Genomic DNA, 14,746 nt, shown 5'->3' on the forward strand with positions numbered 1-14,746 from the left:
TTCGGCTCAGAAGATGATCTGGCCGCCGCTGGTGGCGGCATCGAACCGCTGCTGGGCGTCGGCCCAGTTCGCGATGTTCCAGAACGCCTTGACGTAGTCGCCCTTGACGTTCAGGTAGTCGAGATAGAAGGCGTGCTCCCACATGTCCAGCTGGGAGACCGGGATCAGCGTCGCGGGGATGTTCGACTGCTGGTCGTACAGCTGGACGATGACCAGCTTCTGACCGAGCGTGTCCCACGCCGTGATGGCCCAGCCCGAGCCCTGGATGCCGAGCGCGACCTGCTCGAACTGCGCACGGTAGGCGTCGAACGAACCGAAGTTGTCGTCGATCGCCGCGCCGAGCTCGCCGGTCGGCTTGTCGCCACCGTCGGGGGAGAGGTTCTTCCAGAAGATCGAGTGGTTGATGTGACCACCGAGGTTGAACGAGAGGTTCTTCTCCAACAGGTTGATCGTGTCGTAGGAGCCGGCCGCTCGCGCCTCCTCGAGCTTCTCCAACGCCGTGTTGAGGCCGTTGACGTAGTTCTGGTGGTGCTTGCTGTGGTGCAGCTCCATGATCTTGCCCGAGATGTGGGGATCGAGTGCCCCGTAGTCATAGGGCAGGTCCGGCAGGGTGTAGTCGGCCACGCGTCCTCCTGAGATCGTTCGTGTCGTCTGGGGTTCTTGGCTCAGTCTGTCACTTGGGTTGCGCGCCGCAAGGTTCGCCCAGAACTCGGGACGCCCGCCGGTAGTCTGATGTCCGTGAGTGGCAAGCGCGTGCGCCGGACCGACGGCGACGAGCAGGAGACCGAGGCGGGTCCTTCCGCCCCGGCGTCTCCCGTTGCCCGGGACACCCCGGCCGTGCCGCCCTCGCCGCCGGCGGTCGCGGACTCGCCGGCCCTGACCCGCAGTGAGATCTTCACGCTGCCGAACCTGCTGAGCGCGATTCGGATCCTGCTCGTGCCGGTGTTCCTGTGGCTCGTGCTGGTGCCCGAGGCCGATCTCGCGGCGATCGGCGTCCTGGTCATCTCGGGGATCACCGACTACCTCGACGGCAAGCTGGCCCGCTCGATGGGCCAGACCACCCGGTTGGGAGCGATCCTCGATCCCGTCGCCGACCGGCTCTACATCCTCGCCGCCGTCGTGGGCCTCGGCCTGCGCGAGGTGATCCCGTGGTGGCTGGCCGTCCTGGTGCCGCTGCGCGACGTGCTGCTCTTCTCGCTCGTGCCGTTCCTGCGCACCCGCGGCTTCAGCTCGCTGCCCGTGCACTTCCTCGGCAAGGCCGCGACCGCCGGACTGCTGTACGCGTTCCCGCTGCTGCTGCTCGGCGACGGTGACGGCGCGATCGCGAACCTCGCGCGGGTCTTCGGCTGGGCGTTCACGATCTGGGGCGTCGGGCTGTACTGGTGGGCCGGCATCCTCTACGTCTTCCAGGTGCGCCGGCTGCTGACCACGACTCCGCGGGTGCGATGAGTCGCGAGGTGCAGGAGCCGTCCTCCTCGGTGCGCGACGCCGAGTCGATCCTCGAGCAGTTGGCGGCGACGGCGCTCGACGACGACTACTACAGCTTCCACGAGAGTGAGCCGTCCCCGTCCGCGAGGATCCTGACGGGCGTCGTCGCGGGCCTCTTCGGGCTGCTGCTGACCGTCGCCGCGGTGCAGACCCGCAACGACCGGCCGGCCACGGAGGCCGAGCGAGGCGCCGTGATCGAGGGCATCCAGCTGCGGCAGGACCTGGTCGGCAACAAGCAGGAGTCCGTCACCCGGCTCCAGCAGGAGATCTCCGACCTGCAGGCCGCGTCCACGAGCGACGCGCCCGGCGCCCGCGCGATCCGGATCACCTCCGGCGCGATCGCCGTGCAGGGACCCGGCATGGTGGTCCGGCTCGAGTCGTCCGACGACGAGGACTCGGTCTTCGGTGAGGTCACCGACACCGACGTCCAGCTCGTCGTCAACGGGCTCTGGCTCGCCGGCGCCGAGGCGGTCTCGATCGACGGCCACCGGCTCACCTCGACGTCGGCCATCCGGTCGGCCGGCGAGGCGATCACGGTGAACTACCGCTCGGTGACCGAGCCGATCGTCGTCTCCGCGATCGGTGATCCGGACACGATCGTCGACCAGTGGCAGAAGGGTCCCTCCGGCAGGTACATGAGGAACCGCTCGGACGAGGACGGAGTCAGGTACAGCGTGCGAGGATCTGACGAGGTCAGGTTGCCGGCGGCGCCGGAGTCCCGGCTGACCGTGTCCGCAGAGCCCCTGAGGAGGAGTGCATCGTGATCCCGATCATCGGGCTGGTCGTCGGCGTCGCGGCGGGACTCATCCTCCAGCCGACCGTCCCGACGGGCCTGCAGCCCTACGTCCCGATCGCGATCATCGCAGCCCTCGACGCCGTCGTCGGCGGTGGGCGAGCCCTCATGGAGGGCCGCTTCGACGACCGCGTCTTCGTCGTCTCGTTCGTCTCCAACGTGGCGATCGCGGCCATCATGGTCTTCCTGGGCGACCAGCTCGGCGTGGGCGCACAGCTGTCCACGGGCGTCATCGTCGTGCTCGGCATCCGGATCTTCGCCAACGCCGCCGCGATCCGAAGGCTGATCTTCCATGCCTGACGAGTCCTCGCCCGAAGTCGCGGCACCCGACACCGGCTCGGGCACCGACGCCGACGCTCGCCGCACGCGGCACCGGCGCTACGGCTGGGTCGTCGCGCTGCTGCTCGGCGTCCTCGCGTTCACGATGACGGTCCAGTGGCGCCAGGCCGAGGAGACCGAGGACTTCAGCGGGGTCCGCGGTGCGGAGCTGGCCGAGCTGCTCAAGTCGCTCGATGCCACGAACACGCGCCTGACCGAGCAGATCGCCCAGCTGACCTCGACCCGCGACCAGCTCCGCGACTCCAACGAGACGTCCGCCGCGGCGCGCGAGGCGGCCGTCCGGCGCGCGAACTCCCTCGCGATCCTCGCCGGCACGGTCGGGGCCGAGGGCGAGGGCATCGAGATCACGATCACCGCGCCGGAGGGCGCCGTGACGGCATCAGTGCTCATCGACGCCGTCCAGGAGATGCGCGACGCCGGCGCCGAGGTGATCGCCCTCAACGGCGTGGCGCGGGTCGTCGCCCAGACCTGGTTCCTCGACGACGACGCCGGGGTGCGCGTCAGCGGACGCGTGCTCAAGCCGCCGTACGTCATGGAGGTCATCGGCGATCCCGACACGCTGGCCGACGCGGTGACGTTCCGCGGTGGCCTGGCAGACCGGGTCGAGAGCCGCGGCGGAGACGTCTCGGTCGAGAAGCGGCGCCGCATCCAGGTGACCGCTGTGGCCGATACGCCCGAGCCCCAGTACGCTCAACCCGCGAACGACTGAGACCCGCAGACGGAGGACACCGTGATCCCAGAGGACCTGTTCTACAGCGAGGAGCACGAGTGGGTGCGCCTCGAGGACGATGTCGCGATCGTCGGCATCACCGACTTCGCGCAGGACCAGCTCGGCGACATCGTGTACGTCGACCTGCCCGATGAGGGCGAGGCCGTCGAGTCGGGCACCGTCGTCGGCGAGCTCGAGTCGACGAAGTCCGTCTCGGACGTGTTCAGCCCGGTCTCGGGCACCGTGATCGCCCGTAACGACGCCCTCGAGGGCACGCCCGAGGTGATCAACTCCGATCCCTACGGCGAGGGCTGGCTGATCAAGGTCCGCGTCACCGACGAGGACCCCGCCGCAGCCCTGCTGACGGCCGAGGCGTACTCGGCCATCGTGACCGGCTGACCGACGCCGTGACGGGTGTTAGGTTTGGGGACAACCTTGAAGTTTCGCTTGAGATGCCCCAGACCCCCCAGTCCGTGAGATGGAGTGATCGCGTTGACGACGCCGGACGGATCTGACGAGACCACCCACATCCCGGTGATCGAAACCGACACCGAGGAGATGTCGTCCGCCGACGTCTTCGCCGTCGAGAACCTCCCCGCTGGCAACGCCATGCTGCTCGTGCAGCGCGGACCCGAGGCCGGCTCGCGCTTCCTGCTCGACCAGGACGTCATCTCGGCCGGGCGCCACCCGTCGAGCGACATCTTCCTCGACGACATCAGCGTCTCGCGCCGGCACGCGACCTTCAGCCGTCGTGGCGGGGGATACGTCGTCACCGACCTGGGCAGCCTCAACGGCACCTACGTGAACCGCGACCGGATCGACGGCGACATCCTGCTCACCGGCGGCGACGAGGTCCAGCTCGGCAAGTACCGCCTGATCTACTTCCCGGCCTCGGCGGCGAAGGACGGCGGTCAATGACGACGGGCGAGGTCGCCCGCGACCGGCTGCTCGGCATCAGCGAGGTGATCGCCGAGCTGAAGGAAGAGTTCGCCGACATCTCGCAGAGCCGGATCCGGTACTACGACGAGCAGGGCCTCGTCGAGCCGCGGCGCACGCCGGCCGGCTACCGCAAGTTCACGTACGGCGACGTCGAGCGGCTGCGCTTCGTGCTGCGCATGCAGAAGGACCGCTACTGGCCGCTGAGCCACATCCGTCAGGTCCTCGACCAGATGGACTCCGGCGACGTCCCCGACACCGAGCTGCGCGCGACCCTTCAGGTCCCGCAGGTCACGCTCGCCGCCGACGGGATGCCCACGGCGCAGTCGATCACCGAGGGCACCGGGGCGACCCGACTGACCCGCGACGAGCTGCTCGACGCGGCGGCGATCGACGGCGCGACGCTGGACCAGATCGAGGAGTTCGAGCTGATCCGTCGGCGGCCCCAGCAGAAGTACTACGACGCCGACGCCCTCGTCGTCGCCTCCCTCGTCGGTCAGCTGGCCGGCATCGGCCTCGAGCCTCGGCACCTGCGGGGCTTCCGTTCCGCTGCAGACCGCGAGCTGGGCCTGCTCGACCAGGTCGTGCCGCCCGCGGCGCGCCACCAGGACGGAGCGGCAGCCGACCTCGCACAGTTGGCGGCTCTCGCCGTCCGCCTGCACACCGTGCTGGTGCGCGCCGGCCTGCGCTCGTGACGGTGGGCGACTGACGATGCGCGAGCTCGAGATCGTGGGAGTGCGGGTCGAGATGCCGACGAACCAGCCGCTCGTGCTGCTGCGCGAGGTCGAGGGAACCCGCTTCCTGCCGATCTGGGTCGGCGCGATCGAAGCCTCGGCCATCGCGTTCGCGCAACAGGGCACCGAGGCGCCGCGCCCGCCGACGCACGCGCTCATGGCCGCGATCGTGGAGGCGCTCGGCGACGAGCTGAAGGAGGTCCGGATCGTCGACGTGCGGGACGGCGTGTTCTACGCCGAGCTCGCCTTCGAGGGCGGCGCGGTCGTGGACGCCCGGCCGTCGGACTCGATCGCCCTGGCGCTGCGGACGGGGGTCCGCGTCGTGTGCGCCGAAGATGTTTTGGACGCCGCCGGGTTCGCGCAGACGCGCGACGAGGACGAGGAGATCGCGAAGTTCCGCGAATTCCTGGACCACGTGGATCCGGAGGACTTCGAGAAACCTTGAAGTCTTACTTGAAGGTTTGGGCGAGGCATTTCGGCGTGTCGCAGCACGCGCGAAAGACTCTCACCCTTAACTTGAGGGTACGCAAGACCACAGTCGTGTGGTTTTCTTGTCGTTGGAGGCCGGCAACGGCCGTCAGGAAGGCGTGACCATGATCGAACCTCGTGACGAGGCTGCGGAGGCCAAGGCCCGGGCTGGTGCCCAGGGTCTGTTGTTCGACGACGACCTGGCCCCGCTGCCCGAGGACACGGGTTTCCGTGGTCCGACCGCGTGCAACGCGGCGGGCATCACGTACCGCCAGCTCGACTACTGGGCCCGCACCGGACTGGTCGAGCCGACCGTCCGCTCGGCCACCGGCTCGGGCACGGCGCGGCTGTACTCCTTCAAGGACATCCTGCTGCTCAAGATCATCAAGCGACTGCTCGACGCGGGCGTCTCGCTGCAGCAGATCCGCACCGCGATCGACCACCTGCGCGAGCGCGGCACCGAGGACCTCACCCAGGTCACGCTCATGAGCGACGGCGCTAGCGTCTACGAGTGCCGTTCGGCCACCGAGATCGTCGACCTGCTCCAGGGCGGTCAGGGCGTCTTCGGCATAGCGATCGGCGGTGTGTGGAAGGAGATCGAGGGCTCGCTGCACGAGCTGCCCACCGAGAAGGCCGAGGTCGACGTCCCGCTCGCCGGCGACGAGCTCGCCGCGCGCCGCGCCCGCAAGGCCAACTGACACCACCGCACGCAGTTCTTCCGACGCACGCCGCCCCCGGCCGGGGGCGGCGTCGCCATGTTCGGGCTGGGGTAGGCTTGCGGTGCCGTCGACTCGCGCGGGAGAGTCCCGCAAGGGCGCCGAAGGGGCAATTCCTCCCCGGAACCTCTCAGGCCCACGGACCGTGCGTACGAGGCAACTCTGGAGCGACGTCGTCGTGACAGAGGGGGAGGCGTTGTCAGACGTCGATCCCCACGGAGTTGCCCCATGACCGAACGCCGGCCCGCCACCCGCTTCGTCGACCGCCACATCGGTCCGCGCGCGTCCGACCAGACCGCGATGCTCGAACGACTCGGGTACGACTCGCTGGACGCCCTCATGCATGCGGCCGTCCCGGCCGGCATCCGGACCACCCTGACCGGGTTGCCCGACGCGGTGTCCGAGACCGAGGCCACCGCGCAGCTGCGTGAGCTGGCCGACCGCAACTTCCCGGGCGTCTCGATGATCGGGCTCGGCTACCACCCGACGATCACGCCGGCCGTCATCCGTCGCAACGTGCTCGAGGACCCGGCCTGGTACACGGCGTACACGCCGTACCAGCCAGAGATCTCCCAGGGCCGGCTCGAGGCCCTGCTCGCGTTCCAGACGATGGTCGAGGACCTCGTCGGCCTGCCGACGGCGAACGCCTCGCTGCTCGACGAGGGCACCGCCGCGGCCGAGGCGCTGACGCTCGTGCGCCGCGCGGACCGCAAGCGCACCGACCTGCCGGTCGTGGTCGACTCCGGGCTGCTGCCGCAGACGCTGGCCGTCCTGCACACGCGCGCCGAGGCCGTCGGGCTCCCGCTCGTGGAGGCCGACCTGCGCGACGGGCTGCCCGAGGGCGACTTCTCGGGCGTCATCGTGGCCTACCTGCGCGCTGACGGCACGGTCATCGACCCCGAGCCGCTCATCGCCGCGGCCCACGCCGGGGGAGCGCTCGCGGTCGTCGTGACCGACCCGCTCGCCCAGGTGCTGCTGCGCTCACCCGGCAGCCTCGGCGCCGACGTCGTCGTGGGCTCGACGCAGCGGTTCGGCGTCCCGATGTTCTACGGCGGCCCGCACGCGGGATTCATGGCCGTGCGCGCCGGCCTCGAGCGCCACCTGCCCGGCCGGCTCGTCGGTGTGTCGGTCGACTCGTCCGGGCGTCCGGCGTACCGGCTCGCGCTGCAGACCCGTGAGCAGCACATCCGTCGTGAGAAGGCGACCTCCAACATCTGCACGGCTCAGGTCCTGCTGGCCGTCGTGGCGGCCATGTACGCCGTCTACCACGGAGCGGAGGGCCTGCGGGTCATCGCCGAGGACGTCAACGCTCGCGCCCGCCGCCTCGCGGCCGGGCTGCGGGACGCCGGGATCGACCTCGCGTCCGAGCGGTTCTTCGACACCGTCACGGCCGTCGTCCCGGGACGCGCCGAGGCGATCGTGCGCGCGGCCCGCGAGGCCGGCATCCACCTGTGGGCCTTCGACGCCGACCGCGTCGGCATCGCCGTCTCGGAGGCCACGACGGACGCACACCTGGCCGCGGTCCTGCACGCCTTCGGGACCGGCGAGCTGCCCGCGGAGGCGCCCGAGTCGCTCGACGCCGCATCGCTGCGCGACGACGAGATCCTCACCCATCCGGTGTTCAACGAGCACCGCAGCGAGACCCAGATGCTGCGCTACCTGCGCCGGCTGAGCGACCGTGACTACGCCCTCGACCGGGGCATGATCCCGCTCGGCAGCTGCACGATGAAGCTCAACGCGACGTCGGAGATGGAGCCGATCAGCTGGCCCGGGTTCGCCGACCTGCACCCGTTCGTCCCGGCCGAGGACGCCGCCGGGATGATCGAGCTGGTCGAGACCCTCGAGTCGTGGCTCGCGTCCGTGACGGGCTACGCCGCGGTGTCGGTGCAGCCCAACGCCGGCTCGCAGGGCGAGTTCGCCGGCCTGCTCGCGATCCGCGGCTACCACCGCAGCCGCGGCGAGGAGGCCCGCGACGTGTGCCTCATCCCCAGCTCGGCGCACGGCACCAACGCGGCCTCGGCCGTCATGGCCGGGATGCGTGTCGTGATCGTGAAGGCCACCGACGCCGGCGAGGTCGACCTCGACGACCTGCGCGCGCAGTGCGAGACCCACGCCGACGACCTCGCCGCGATCATGGTGACCTACCCGTCGACCCACGGCGTCTACGAGCACGGCATCAGCGAGTTGTGCGACATCGTCCACGAGCACGGCGGCCAGGTCTACGTCGACGGCGCCAACCTCAATGCCCTGCTCGGTCACGCCCAGCCCGGACAGTTCGGCGGCGACGTGTCGCACCTGAACCTGCACAAGACCTTCTGCATCCCGCACGGCGGCGGTGGCCCCGGCGTCGGCCCCGTCGCGGTCGGCGAGCACCTCGTGCCGTTCCTGCCGGCGCACCCGTTCCACCCCGACGCCGACCGGCGCCGCGCGCTCGGCACGATCAGTGCCGCGCCGTACGGCTCGGCGGGCATCCTGCCGATCCCGTTCGCGTACGTCGCGATGATGGGCGCCGAGGGCCTCACGGACGCGACGTCGGTGGCGGTGCTCAGCGCGAACTACGTCGCGGCGCGCCTCGACGGCGCGTTCCCCGTGCTCTACAGCGGCGAGCACGGACTAGTCGCCCACGAGTGCATCCTCGACCTGCGCGAGATCACGAAGGCCGCAGGGGTGTCGATCGACGACGTCGCCAAGCGCCTCATCGACCACGGCTTCCACGCGCCGACGATGAGCTTCCCCGTCGCGGGCACGCTCATGGTCGAGCCGACCGAGTCCGAGGACCTCGCCGAGCTGGACCGCTTCTGCGATGCGATGCTCGCGATCCGCACGGAGATCGACCGTGTCCAGGCGGGGGAGTACGACGCGCACGACAACCCGCTGACGAGCGCGCCGCACGCCGCGCACGAGCTCGTCGACTGGACGCACCCGTACCCGGTGGCCGAGGGCGTGTTCCCGGCTGGCACGACGCAGGACAAGTACTGGCCGCCGGTCGGTCGGATCGACAACGCCTACGGCGACCGGAACCTCGTCTGCTCCTGCCCGCCGGTCGAGTCGTTCGCCTGAGCCCACCACGCCCCGACCCGGTCGACGACCGGGTCGGGCGTGCGGACCCACAGCACGTGGTGCGTCGAGCCACCGTCGGGGGCGTCGGACAGGGCGTACTCCCAGCGGCTCAGCGCGTCGGGGGCCACGAGTCGGCGCTCGAACTCGCGGGCGGCTGCGGCGACCGAGTAGGTGTCGCCCTCGAGGTGCACCGCGAGGGTCGGCGTCGTGATCGGTGACGGCAGCCGATAGGGCAGCCGGTCGCGCCACACCATGGCGGCCCACTCGGTCATGAGGGTGCGCGCGCCGGGTGCGCCGAACCACGGCCTCGGCACGTGGCCGACGACGCGCGCCACGATGGGGACCGTCAGCGCCATCGCGCCCAGGCCGAAGCCCCACGCGCCGTAGTGGCGGAAGTGCGGCACCGACACCCCGACGAGGACGAGACCGTCGGCCGGTCGTGGACCCCACTGGATCGGCGCGGCGAGCTGACCGCCGAGGCTGTGGCCGAGCACCAGCACGGGACGGTCGGCCACCTCCTCGCGGGCCTCGTCGACGGCGCGCTGGATGTCGGCGATCTCGTCGTCGTAGGACCAGTCTCGGTGTCGTGACGCGGGCGGGCCGTCGGGTCCGAAGCCGCGGCGTGGCATCGCCCGGGCCGTCCAGCCGCGTCGCTCGAAGGCGGCCACGAGGGGCCGGTAGAAGGTCGACGGGACGGCCATCGCGGGGGCGATGAGCACGATCGGGGTGGTCACCGGAACATCTTGCCAGCGTGAAAGACTCGGCGCTGTCATGCCCGACGTCCTCGTGTACCTCACCTCGCTCGCAGCCCTCGCCGCAGCCGCGTTCGCCGCGTGGCACACGGCGAAGGGCTATCGCTTCAGCAACCCTCTGTTCTACGCCGTCGCGGCCGTCCAGGTGCTGCTCGTCGTCGCGCTCGTGTGGGGGATCGTGGCGGTCTCGACGACCGACCGCGACGTGCAGGCCGGCCTGTACCTCTCGTACCTCGTGACGACCGTCCTGATCCCGCCCGCGGCAGTGCTGTGGGGGATCGGCGACCGCAGCCGCTGGGGCACCGGGGTGGTCGCCGTGGCACTGTTCACCGTCGCGGTCATGCTGATCCGCACGCACCAGATCTGGGAGGGACATGGCTGAGCACCAGTCGACCGGCCACGGCTTCGGACGGGCGCTCGTCGCGATCTACGCGGTGTTCGCCGTGGCCGCGACCGCGCGATCGGTGTACCAACTGGCGACGCACGCGTCCGAGGCACCGTTTGCGTACACGCTGTCGGCGATCGCCGGCGTCGTCTACGTCGTCGCGACGTGGGCGCTCGCGACGGACAACCGGCGGGTCGCGACCGCGGCGATCTGCTTCGAGCTGGTGGGCGTCGTGGGGATCGGCCTGCTCAGCGTCCTCGACAGCGGGCTGTTCGCGGACGAGACCGTGTGGTCGGGCTTCGGCAGCGGCTACGGCTACGTGCCGCTCGTCCTGCCGTTCGTGGGCCTGTGGTGGCTGCGGCGGACCCGGTGATCCGGGCACGAAAGGGCCCCGTGCGCTCATACCGCGCGGGGCCACTTCCATTGAAACCCGGCGGCCCGGCCGATCGCGGGAGCGACACGGCGCCATGACGAACCGGTCGTACCGATTCCGCACGACGTGGCTCGTGGAGCAGGCACGGGAGCCGCTGTGGGACACCCTCGAGGAACTGCTGGAGCACGATGACCCGATGCCGTGGTGGCACGCGGTGACGGTGACCGGACACCACGGCGACGAGCTCGACCTGGAGGCGCGCAGCGCCTTCGGCTACCGCCTGCGGTTCACGGTGCACGACCTGCGCCTGGATCGCCCGGGGTCGATGCGCATGAGATCGCGGGGCGACCTCGAGGGAACCGGCATCCTCGACTTCGCCGACGCGCCGGGCGACCGCACCCGGTTGACGATCGACTGGCAGGTGGCCGCGACGCCGCGCTGGATGCAGCGCACGGACGTGCTGCTGCGCCCGGTGTTCGTGCTCGGGCACGGGCTGATCATGAGGACGGGGGAGCGCCGGCTCAATCGCTGGCTGGCGGCGCGAGCCTGACGACGTCTCCGATGATCGTGATGGCGGGGGCCTTCGCCGCGGCGGCCAGATCGGCGATCGTCGCGAGGGTGCCGACCGTCGTCCGCTGATCGGCGGAGAAGCCGCGCTCGATGACCGCGACCGGCGTCGCGGGGTCGTGGCCGGCCGCGACCAGTTCCGCGGCGGTCTCGGGCAACCGCTTGACGCCCATCAGCAGGACGATCGTGTGGTCGCCGCGGGTCGGCAGCTCGCCGAGCGACTCGTGTCCCGTGACGACGCTGAACCCGCGGGCGACGCCGCGATGCGTGACGGGGATGCCCGCCGAGGCGGCCACCGCGATCGCCGAGGTGACGCCGGGGACGACCTCGACCTCGATGCCGGCCTCGCGGCACGCGATCAGCTCCTCGCCGCCGCGTCCGAAGACGTACGGGTCGCCGCCCTTGAGTCGCACGACGACCTTGCCCTGACGCGCGCGGTCGACCAGCAGGTCGTTGATCTGCTCCTGCGGGATGGGGTGGTGGTCGGGCATCTTGCCGACGTCGATCACCTCGACGTCAGGGGCCAGCTCGCCGAGCACCGACTGGGGCGCGAGCCGGTCGAGGACGACCACGTCGGCCTCCGCGAGCAGGCGTCGGCCCCGGGCCGTGAGGAGTCCCGGATCGCCAGGTCCGCCGCCGACGAGGGCGACGAAGCCCCGGGCATGCGTCCGGTGCCGCAGCGGCAGGTCGCCGGTCTGCAAGGCGGTCGCGACGGCGTCGCGCAGGGCGACCGCGCGGCCGGCGTCACCGCCCCCACTGACCGCGATGGTGACCTCGTCGACGCGGGCCACCGCGGGGGTCCATGCTGTCGCACGCTCCGGATCGCCGCCCTTGAGGCAGAAGATCCGGTCCTGTTCGGCGTCCGCCGCCACGAGGTCGTCCACGGCGGGTAGGTCGGTCGCCGTCTGGACGAGCCATGCCCCCGCGAGGTCGCCCGTGCGGTACTCCCGCTCGAGCCACGTGACCGTGCCCCGGCCGATCGCCGAGGCGAGCGAGTCCGAGACCGTGGGGGAGACGACGAGGACGTCGGCGCCCGCATCGACGAGCGACAACGCCCTGCGGGTGGCGACGTGCCCACCACCGACGACGACGACGCGACGGCCCTCGAGCCGCAGCGTGAGCGGTAGGCCCCCGCTCATGGATGCAGCCTCATGTGTGCAGGCCACACTCCGTCTTGTTGAAGCCCGCCCACCGGCCGGCGCGGGGATCCTCCCCGGGCGCGACCCGGCGCGTGCACGGCGCGCAGCCGATCGAGGGGTAGCCGTCGCTGACGAGGGGGTTCACGATCACGTCGTGCTCGGCGGCGTACTCGAGCAGGTCGTCGAACGTCCAGGCCGCCAGCGGGTTGATCTTCACGAGGCCGTTCTTGTTGTCCCACTGGACGAACGGCGTGTCCGCCCGCAGGGGGCTGTCCTCGCGCCGCACACCGGTGATCCAGACCTCGTACCCCTCGAGGGTCTCGCTGAGCGGGTCGACCTTGCGCAGTTGGCAGCACAGGGCCGGGTTGCGCTCGTACAGTCGCTCGCCGTACTCGGCGTCCTGCTCGGCGACCGTCTGCTTGGGCAGCACGTCGACGATCGTCAGCTGCATCGAGGACTCGACGGCGTCACGCGTGCCGGAGGTCTCGGGGAAGTGGTAGCCGGTCTCCAGGAAGAGCGTGTCGACCCACGGGACGTGACGCGCCACGACGTGCGGCAGCACCGCGTCGGCCATGGAGCAGGCGACTGCGGTGAGGTGTCCGAACTCCTCGGCCACCCAGGCGAGCACCGTGTCGGTGTCGCTGTCGGCGAACCGCACGGAGGCCTCCTCGGCGATGGCCCTCAGCTGCTCGCGCGAGCGCTTGGGGCGTCCGGTGGCGGCACGCTCCACCCGGTGCGCCTCGCGCGCGCTGTCGTGGGCCAGCTGGCGCTCGCGCCGTTCGGCCAGGGTCGGACTGCTCATCCTCCTGACAGTAGTCGGCCCGCGGAGTGGCGTCCGAGCCGTCCAACATGCGAACAACGCCAAATGGCGGCAGGGTGGTGGAGGAACCAAATGAAGGGAGACGTCCATGTGGGACACCATCTTGTGGATCGCGGCCGTGATCATTGCCATCTTCGGCATCATCCGGCTCGTGCAGAGGGACTTCGTGATGGGTGCGGTGCTGATCGTCGTGGCACTGCTGGTCGGTCCGGGCGGCGTGAGTCTCTTCACGTAGTCGATCGCACTCTAGGCTGACGGACATGGTCCGTTACCTCGACATTCATCCCGTCGACCCGCAGCAGCGCACCGTCGAACAGGCGGTCGCGTTGCTGCGGGACGGCGGGTTGATTGCGTATCCCACCGATTCCGGCTACGCGCTCGGCGCGCAGATCGGCAATGCGGACGCACTCGAGCGGATCCGCACCCTGCGTCAGTTGGACGACAAGCACCACTTCACGCTCGTGTGCCGCGACTTCGCCCAGCTGGGCCAGTTCGTGCACGTCGACAACTCGGTGTTCCGCGCCGTCAAGGCCGCGACCCCCGGCCCCTACACGTTCATCCTCCCGGGGACGCGCGAGGTGCCCAAGCGACTGCTGCAGGCCAAGAAGAAGACCGTCGGCGTGCGCATCCCCGACCACAAGGTCGTCCGGGCGCTCGTCGAGGCGCTGGGAGAGCCGATCCTGTCGTCGACGCTGATCCTGCCCGGCGAGACCGAGCCCATGACCCAGGCCTGGCAGATCGGCGAGGAGCTGGACGGCCAGATCGACGCGGTCGTGGACTCCGGCGACGAGATCATCGCCGAGCCGACGACGGTCGTGGACCTCTCGGAGGGCTACGCCGAGGTGCTGCGCGTCGGCGCGGGCGACCCGGCGCCGTTCGAGGGCTGAGGCGCCTCAGCGCGGGTTCTTGATCCAGAGCACCTGGTGGGACGTGCACGCCATGATCAGGGCGATCACCCAGCCGACCACGGTCCAGCCGAGCAGCAGGTTGATCCAGAAGATCCCCCCGGTGTTCGACTTGCCGCGGGTGGCCGCGATGGCCCACGGGAGCATGTAGCCGGCCGTGAGCAGGGCGATGATCCAGCCGAAGACGGTCTGGAAGGGGCGGGGACGCTGGTCGGTCACGATCTCGGCCATGGCGCCATCCTACGTCTCGGTCGTCAGCCTGACCCGGATGATGTCGCCCTCGCCGCAGCCCTCCGCGACCCGGACGGACTTCTTGACCGGCAGCACGAAGCTGCGCGCGCTCGCACTCGGGAACACCGACGTCCGCCACGTGCTCGACCCGACCGTCACCTCGACCCTCACCGAGCCGAAGCCGGCGCGGACGGCGGTCCGATCGTCGATGTCGTCCGCGACGTCCTCGGGCAGGGTGAGGAAGTGCCACGCGCCGTCCTCGCGCCACCGCCACAGCGTCGCCTCGAACTCGTACACGCCGCCAGCGTCGCACACGGGTTAACGTCGGGTC

General features: G+C 70.6%; 21 protein-coding genes and 1 riboswitch. Of the genes, 15 read left to right on the top strand and 6 right to left on the bottom strand.

Annotated features, from left to right (window positions below):
• Positions 1-6: 6 nt before the first annotated feature.
• Positions 7-624 carry a superoxide dismutase gene (locus ACT26F_RS05430; RefSeq protein ID WP_471669477.1) on the bottom strand — a complete coding sequence of 206 codons (618 nt, stop codon included), beginning with the start codon at positions 622-624 and terminating at the stop codon, positions 7-9.
• A gap of 213 nt (positions 625-837) precedes the next feature.
• On the opposite strand from ACT26F_RS05430, the gene ACT26F_RS05435 reads away from it, so the two are divergent.
• The 10 genes from ACT26F_RS05435 (at position 838) to gcvP (ending at position 9,243) form a co-directional block, all read left to right on the top strand.
• Positions 838-1,449, top strand: coding sequence for a CDP-alcohol phosphatidyltransferase family protein (locus tag ACT26F_RS05435; RefSeq protein WP_471671656.1), 612 nt, complete (start codon positions 838-840; stop codon positions 1,447-1,449).
• Positions 1,446-2,252: a DUF881 domain-containing protein gene (locus ACT26F_RS05440; protein ID WP_471669478.1), complete on the top strand. Its 807-nt coding sequence runs from the start codon at positions 1,446-1,448 to the stop codon at positions 2,250-2,252. Before ACT26F_RS05435 ends, ACT26F_RS05440 begins: the two co-directional genes overlap by 4 nt.
• A complete protein-coding gene (locus ACT26F_RS05445) occupies positions 2,249-2,581 on the top strand; it encodes a small basic family protein (RefSeq protein ID WP_471669479.1) in 333 nt (110 codons plus the stop codon). Before ACT26F_RS05440 ends, ACT26F_RS05445 begins: the two co-directional genes overlap by 4 nt.
• Positions 2,574-3,329: a DUF881 domain-containing protein gene (locus ACT26F_RS05450; RefSeq protein WP_471669481.1), complete on the top strand. Its 756-nt coding sequence runs from the start codon at positions 2,574-2,576 to the stop codon at positions 3,327-3,329. The genes ACT26F_RS05445 and ACT26F_RS05450 overlap by 8 nt, the downstream gene beginning before the upstream one ends.
• Positions 3,330-3,350: 21 nt before the next feature.
• Positions 3,351-3,728: a glycine cleavage system protein GcvH gene (gene gcvH / locus ACT26F_RS05455; protein WP_471669482.1), complete on the top strand. Its 378-nt coding sequence runs from the start codon at positions 3,351-3,353 to the stop codon at positions 3,726-3,728.
• Positions 3,729-3,863: 135 nt separating this feature from the next.
• Positions 3,864-4,247, top strand: a complete 384-nt coding sequence (locus tag ACT26F_RS05460; protein ID WP_471669483.1) for an FHA domain-containing protein — start codon at positions 3,864-3,866, stop codon at positions 4,245-4,247.
• On the top strand, positions 4,244-4,960 hold the full coding sequence (gene ftsR, locus ACT26F_RS05465) for a transcriptional regulator FtsR (protein ID WP_471669484.1): 717 nt from the start codon (positions 4,244-4,246) through the stop codon (positions 4,958-4,960). The genes ACT26F_RS05460 and ftsR overlap by 4 nt, the downstream gene beginning before the upstream one ends.
• 16 nt (positions 4,961-4,976) lie before the next feature.
• Positions 4,977-5,444, top strand: a complete 468-nt coding sequence (locus ACT26F_RS05470) for a bifunctional nuclease family protein (RefSeq protein ID WP_471669485.1) — start codon at positions 4,977-4,979, stop codon at positions 5,442-5,444.
• A 148-nt stretch (positions 5,445-5,592) separates the two neighbouring features.
• On the top strand, positions 5,593-6,165 hold the full coding sequence (locus tag ACT26F_RS05475; protein WP_471669486.1) for a MerR family transcriptional regulator: 573 nt from the start codon (positions 5,593-5,595) through the stop codon (positions 6,163-6,165).
• Positions 6,166-6,253: 88 nt separating this feature from the next.
• A riboswitch (glycine riboswitch) is annotated at positions 6,254-6,339 on the top strand.
• A gap of 72 nt (positions 6,340-6,411) precedes the next feature.
• A complete protein-coding gene (gcvP, locus tag ACT26F_RS05480) occupies positions 6,412-9,243 on the top strand; it encodes an aminomethyl-transferring glycine dehydrogenase (RefSeq protein ID WP_471669487.1) in 2,832 nt (943 codons plus the stop codon).
• On the opposite strand, the gene ACT26F_RS05485 is transcribed toward gcvP, so the two are convergent.
• Positions 9,189-9,977: an alpha/beta fold hydrolase gene (locus ACT26F_RS05485; RefSeq protein WP_471669488.1), complete on the bottom strand. Its 789-nt coding sequence runs from the start codon at positions 9,975-9,977 to the stop codon at positions 9,189-9,191. The two genes, gcvP and ACT26F_RS05485, sit on opposite strands and share 55 nt — an antisense overlap.
• Before the next feature lie 37 nt (positions 9,978-10,014).
• On the opposite strand from ACT26F_RS05485, the gene ACT26F_RS05490 reads away from it, so the two are divergent.
• The 3 genes from ACT26F_RS05490 (at position 10,015) to ACT26F_RS05500 (ending at position 11,303) form a co-directional block, all read left to right on the top strand.
• Positions 10,015-10,377: a hypothetical protein gene (locus ACT26F_RS05490; RefSeq protein ID WP_471669489.1), complete on the top strand. Its 363-nt coding sequence runs from the start codon at positions 10,015-10,017 to the stop codon at positions 10,375-10,377.
• Positions 10,370-10,753, top strand: a complete 384-nt coding sequence (locus ACT26F_RS05495; RefSeq protein ID WP_471669490.1) for a hypothetical protein — start codon at positions 10,370-10,372, stop codon at positions 10,751-10,753. The genes ACT26F_RS05490 and ACT26F_RS05495 overlap by 8 nt, the downstream gene beginning before the upstream one ends.
• 94 nt (positions 10,754-10,847) lie before the next feature.
• Entirely contained in the window at positions 10,848-11,303 is a 456-nt protein-coding gene (locus ACT26F_RS05500) for an SRPBCC family protein (RefSeq protein WP_471669491.1), read from the top strand.
• Here ACT26F_RS05500 and cobA read toward each other — a convergent pair.
• Positions 11,275-12,459, bottom strand: coding sequence for a uroporphyrinogen-III C-methyltransferase (cobA, locus tag ACT26F_RS05505; protein ID WP_471669492.1), 1,185 nt, complete (start codon positions 12,457-12,459; stop codon positions 11,275-11,277). The genes ACT26F_RS05500 and cobA overlap by 29 nt on opposite strands.
• Before the next feature lie 10 nt (positions 12,460-12,469).
• Positions 12,470-13,261 carry a phosphoadenylyl-sulfate reductase gene (locus tag ACT26F_RS05510; protein WP_471669493.1) on the bottom strand — a complete coding sequence of 264 codons (792 nt, stop codon included), beginning with the start codon at positions 13,259-13,261 and terminating at the stop codon, positions 12,470-12,472.
• A gap of 106 nt (positions 13,262-13,367) precedes the next feature.
• Between ACT26F_RS05510 and ACT26F_RS05515 the strand changes: the two genes are divergently transcribed.
• Positions 13,368-13,514: a GPGG-motif small membrane protein gene (locus tag ACT26F_RS05515; RefSeq protein ID WP_471669494.1), complete on the top strand. Its 147-nt coding sequence runs from the start codon at positions 13,368-13,370 to the stop codon at positions 13,512-13,514.
• A gap of 25 nt (positions 13,515-13,539) precedes the next feature.
• The gene (locus tag ACT26F_RS05520) at positions 13,540-14,166 is read left to right on the top strand and encodes an L-threonylcarbamoyladenylate synthase (protein ID WP_471669495.1); all 627 of its coding nucleotides are present in this window, start codon (positions 13,540-13,542) and stop codon (positions 14,164-14,166) included.
• A 6-nt stretch (positions 14,167-14,172) separates the two neighbouring features.
• Here the strand turns inward: ACT26F_RS05520 and ACT26F_RS05525 are convergent, their stop codons facing one another.
• Entirely contained in the window at positions 14,173-14,415 is a 243-nt protein-coding gene (locus tag ACT26F_RS05525) for a superinfection immunity protein (protein WP_471669496.1), read from the bottom strand.
• 9 nt (positions 14,416-14,424) lie between these two features.
• The gene (locus tag ACT26F_RS05530; protein WP_471669497.1) at positions 14,425-14,712 is read right to left on the bottom strand and encodes a DUF1905 domain-containing protein; all 288 of its coding nucleotides are present in this window, start codon (positions 14,710-14,712) and stop codon (positions 14,425-14,427) included.
• Between the last annotated feature and the right edge of the window lie 34 nt (positions 14,713-14,746).

It is taken from the genome of Aeromicrobium sp. SP1 (assembly GCF_055663785.1).

Bases quoted from the DNA above. Each gene is read 5' to 3' on its own strand.
- gcvP (WP_471669487.1), top strand. From the start codon at position 6,412: ATGACCGAACGCCGGCCCGCCACCCGCTTCGTCGACCGCCACATCGGT.
- ftsR (WP_471669484.1), top strand. From the start codon at position 4,244: ATGACGACGGGCGAGGTCGCCCGCGACCGGCTGCTCGGCATCAGCGAG.
- ACT26F_RS05470 (WP_471669485.1), top strand. From the start codon at position 4,977: ATGCGCGAGCTCGAGATCGTGGGAGTGCGGGTCGAGATGCCGACGAAC.
- ACT26F_RS05475 (WP_471669486.1), top strand. From the start codon at position 5,593: ATGATCGAACCTCGTGACGAGGCTGCGGAGGCCAAGGCCCGGGCTGGT.
- ACT26F_RS05440 (WP_471669478.1), top strand. From the start codon at position 1,446: ATGAGTCGCGAGGTGCAGGAGCCGTCCTCCTCGGTGCGCGACGCCGAG.
- ACT26F_RS05510 (WP_471669493.1), bottom strand. From the start codon at position 13,261: ATGAGCAGTCCGACCCTGGCCGAACGGCGCGAGCGCCAGCTGGCCCAC.
- ACT26F_RS05500 (WP_471669491.1), top strand. From the start codon at position 10,848: ATGACGAACCGGTCGTACCGATTCCGCACGACGTGGCTCGTGGAGCAG.
- ACT26F_RS05525 (WP_471669496.1), bottom strand. From the start codon at position 14,415: ATGGCCGAGATCGTGACCGACCAGCGTCCCCGCCCCTTCCAGACCGTC.
- ACT26F_RS05490 (WP_471669489.1), top strand. From the start codon at position 10,015: ATGCCCGACGTCCTCGTGTACCTCACCTCGCTCGCAGCCCTCGCCGCA.
- cobA (WP_471669492.1), bottom strand. From the start codon at position 12,459: ATGAGCGGGGGCCTACCGCTCACGCTGCGGCTCGAGGGCCGTCGCGTC.
- ACT26F_RS05520 (WP_471669495.1), top strand. From the start codon at position 13,540: ATGGTCCGTTACCTCGACATTCATCCCGTCGACCCGCAGCAGCGCACC.
- ACT26F_RS05515 (WP_471669494.1), top strand. From the start codon at position 13,368: ATGTGGGACACCATCTTGTGGATCGCGGCCGTGATCATTGCCATCTTC.
- ACT26F_RS05495 (WP_471669490.1), top strand. From the start codon at position 10,370: ATGGCTGAGCACCAGTCGACCGGCCACGGCTTCGGACGGGCGCTCGTC.
- ACT26F_RS05450 (WP_471669481.1), top strand. From the start codon at position 2,574: ATGCCTGACGAGTCCTCGCCCGAAGTCGCGGCACCCGACACCGGCTCG.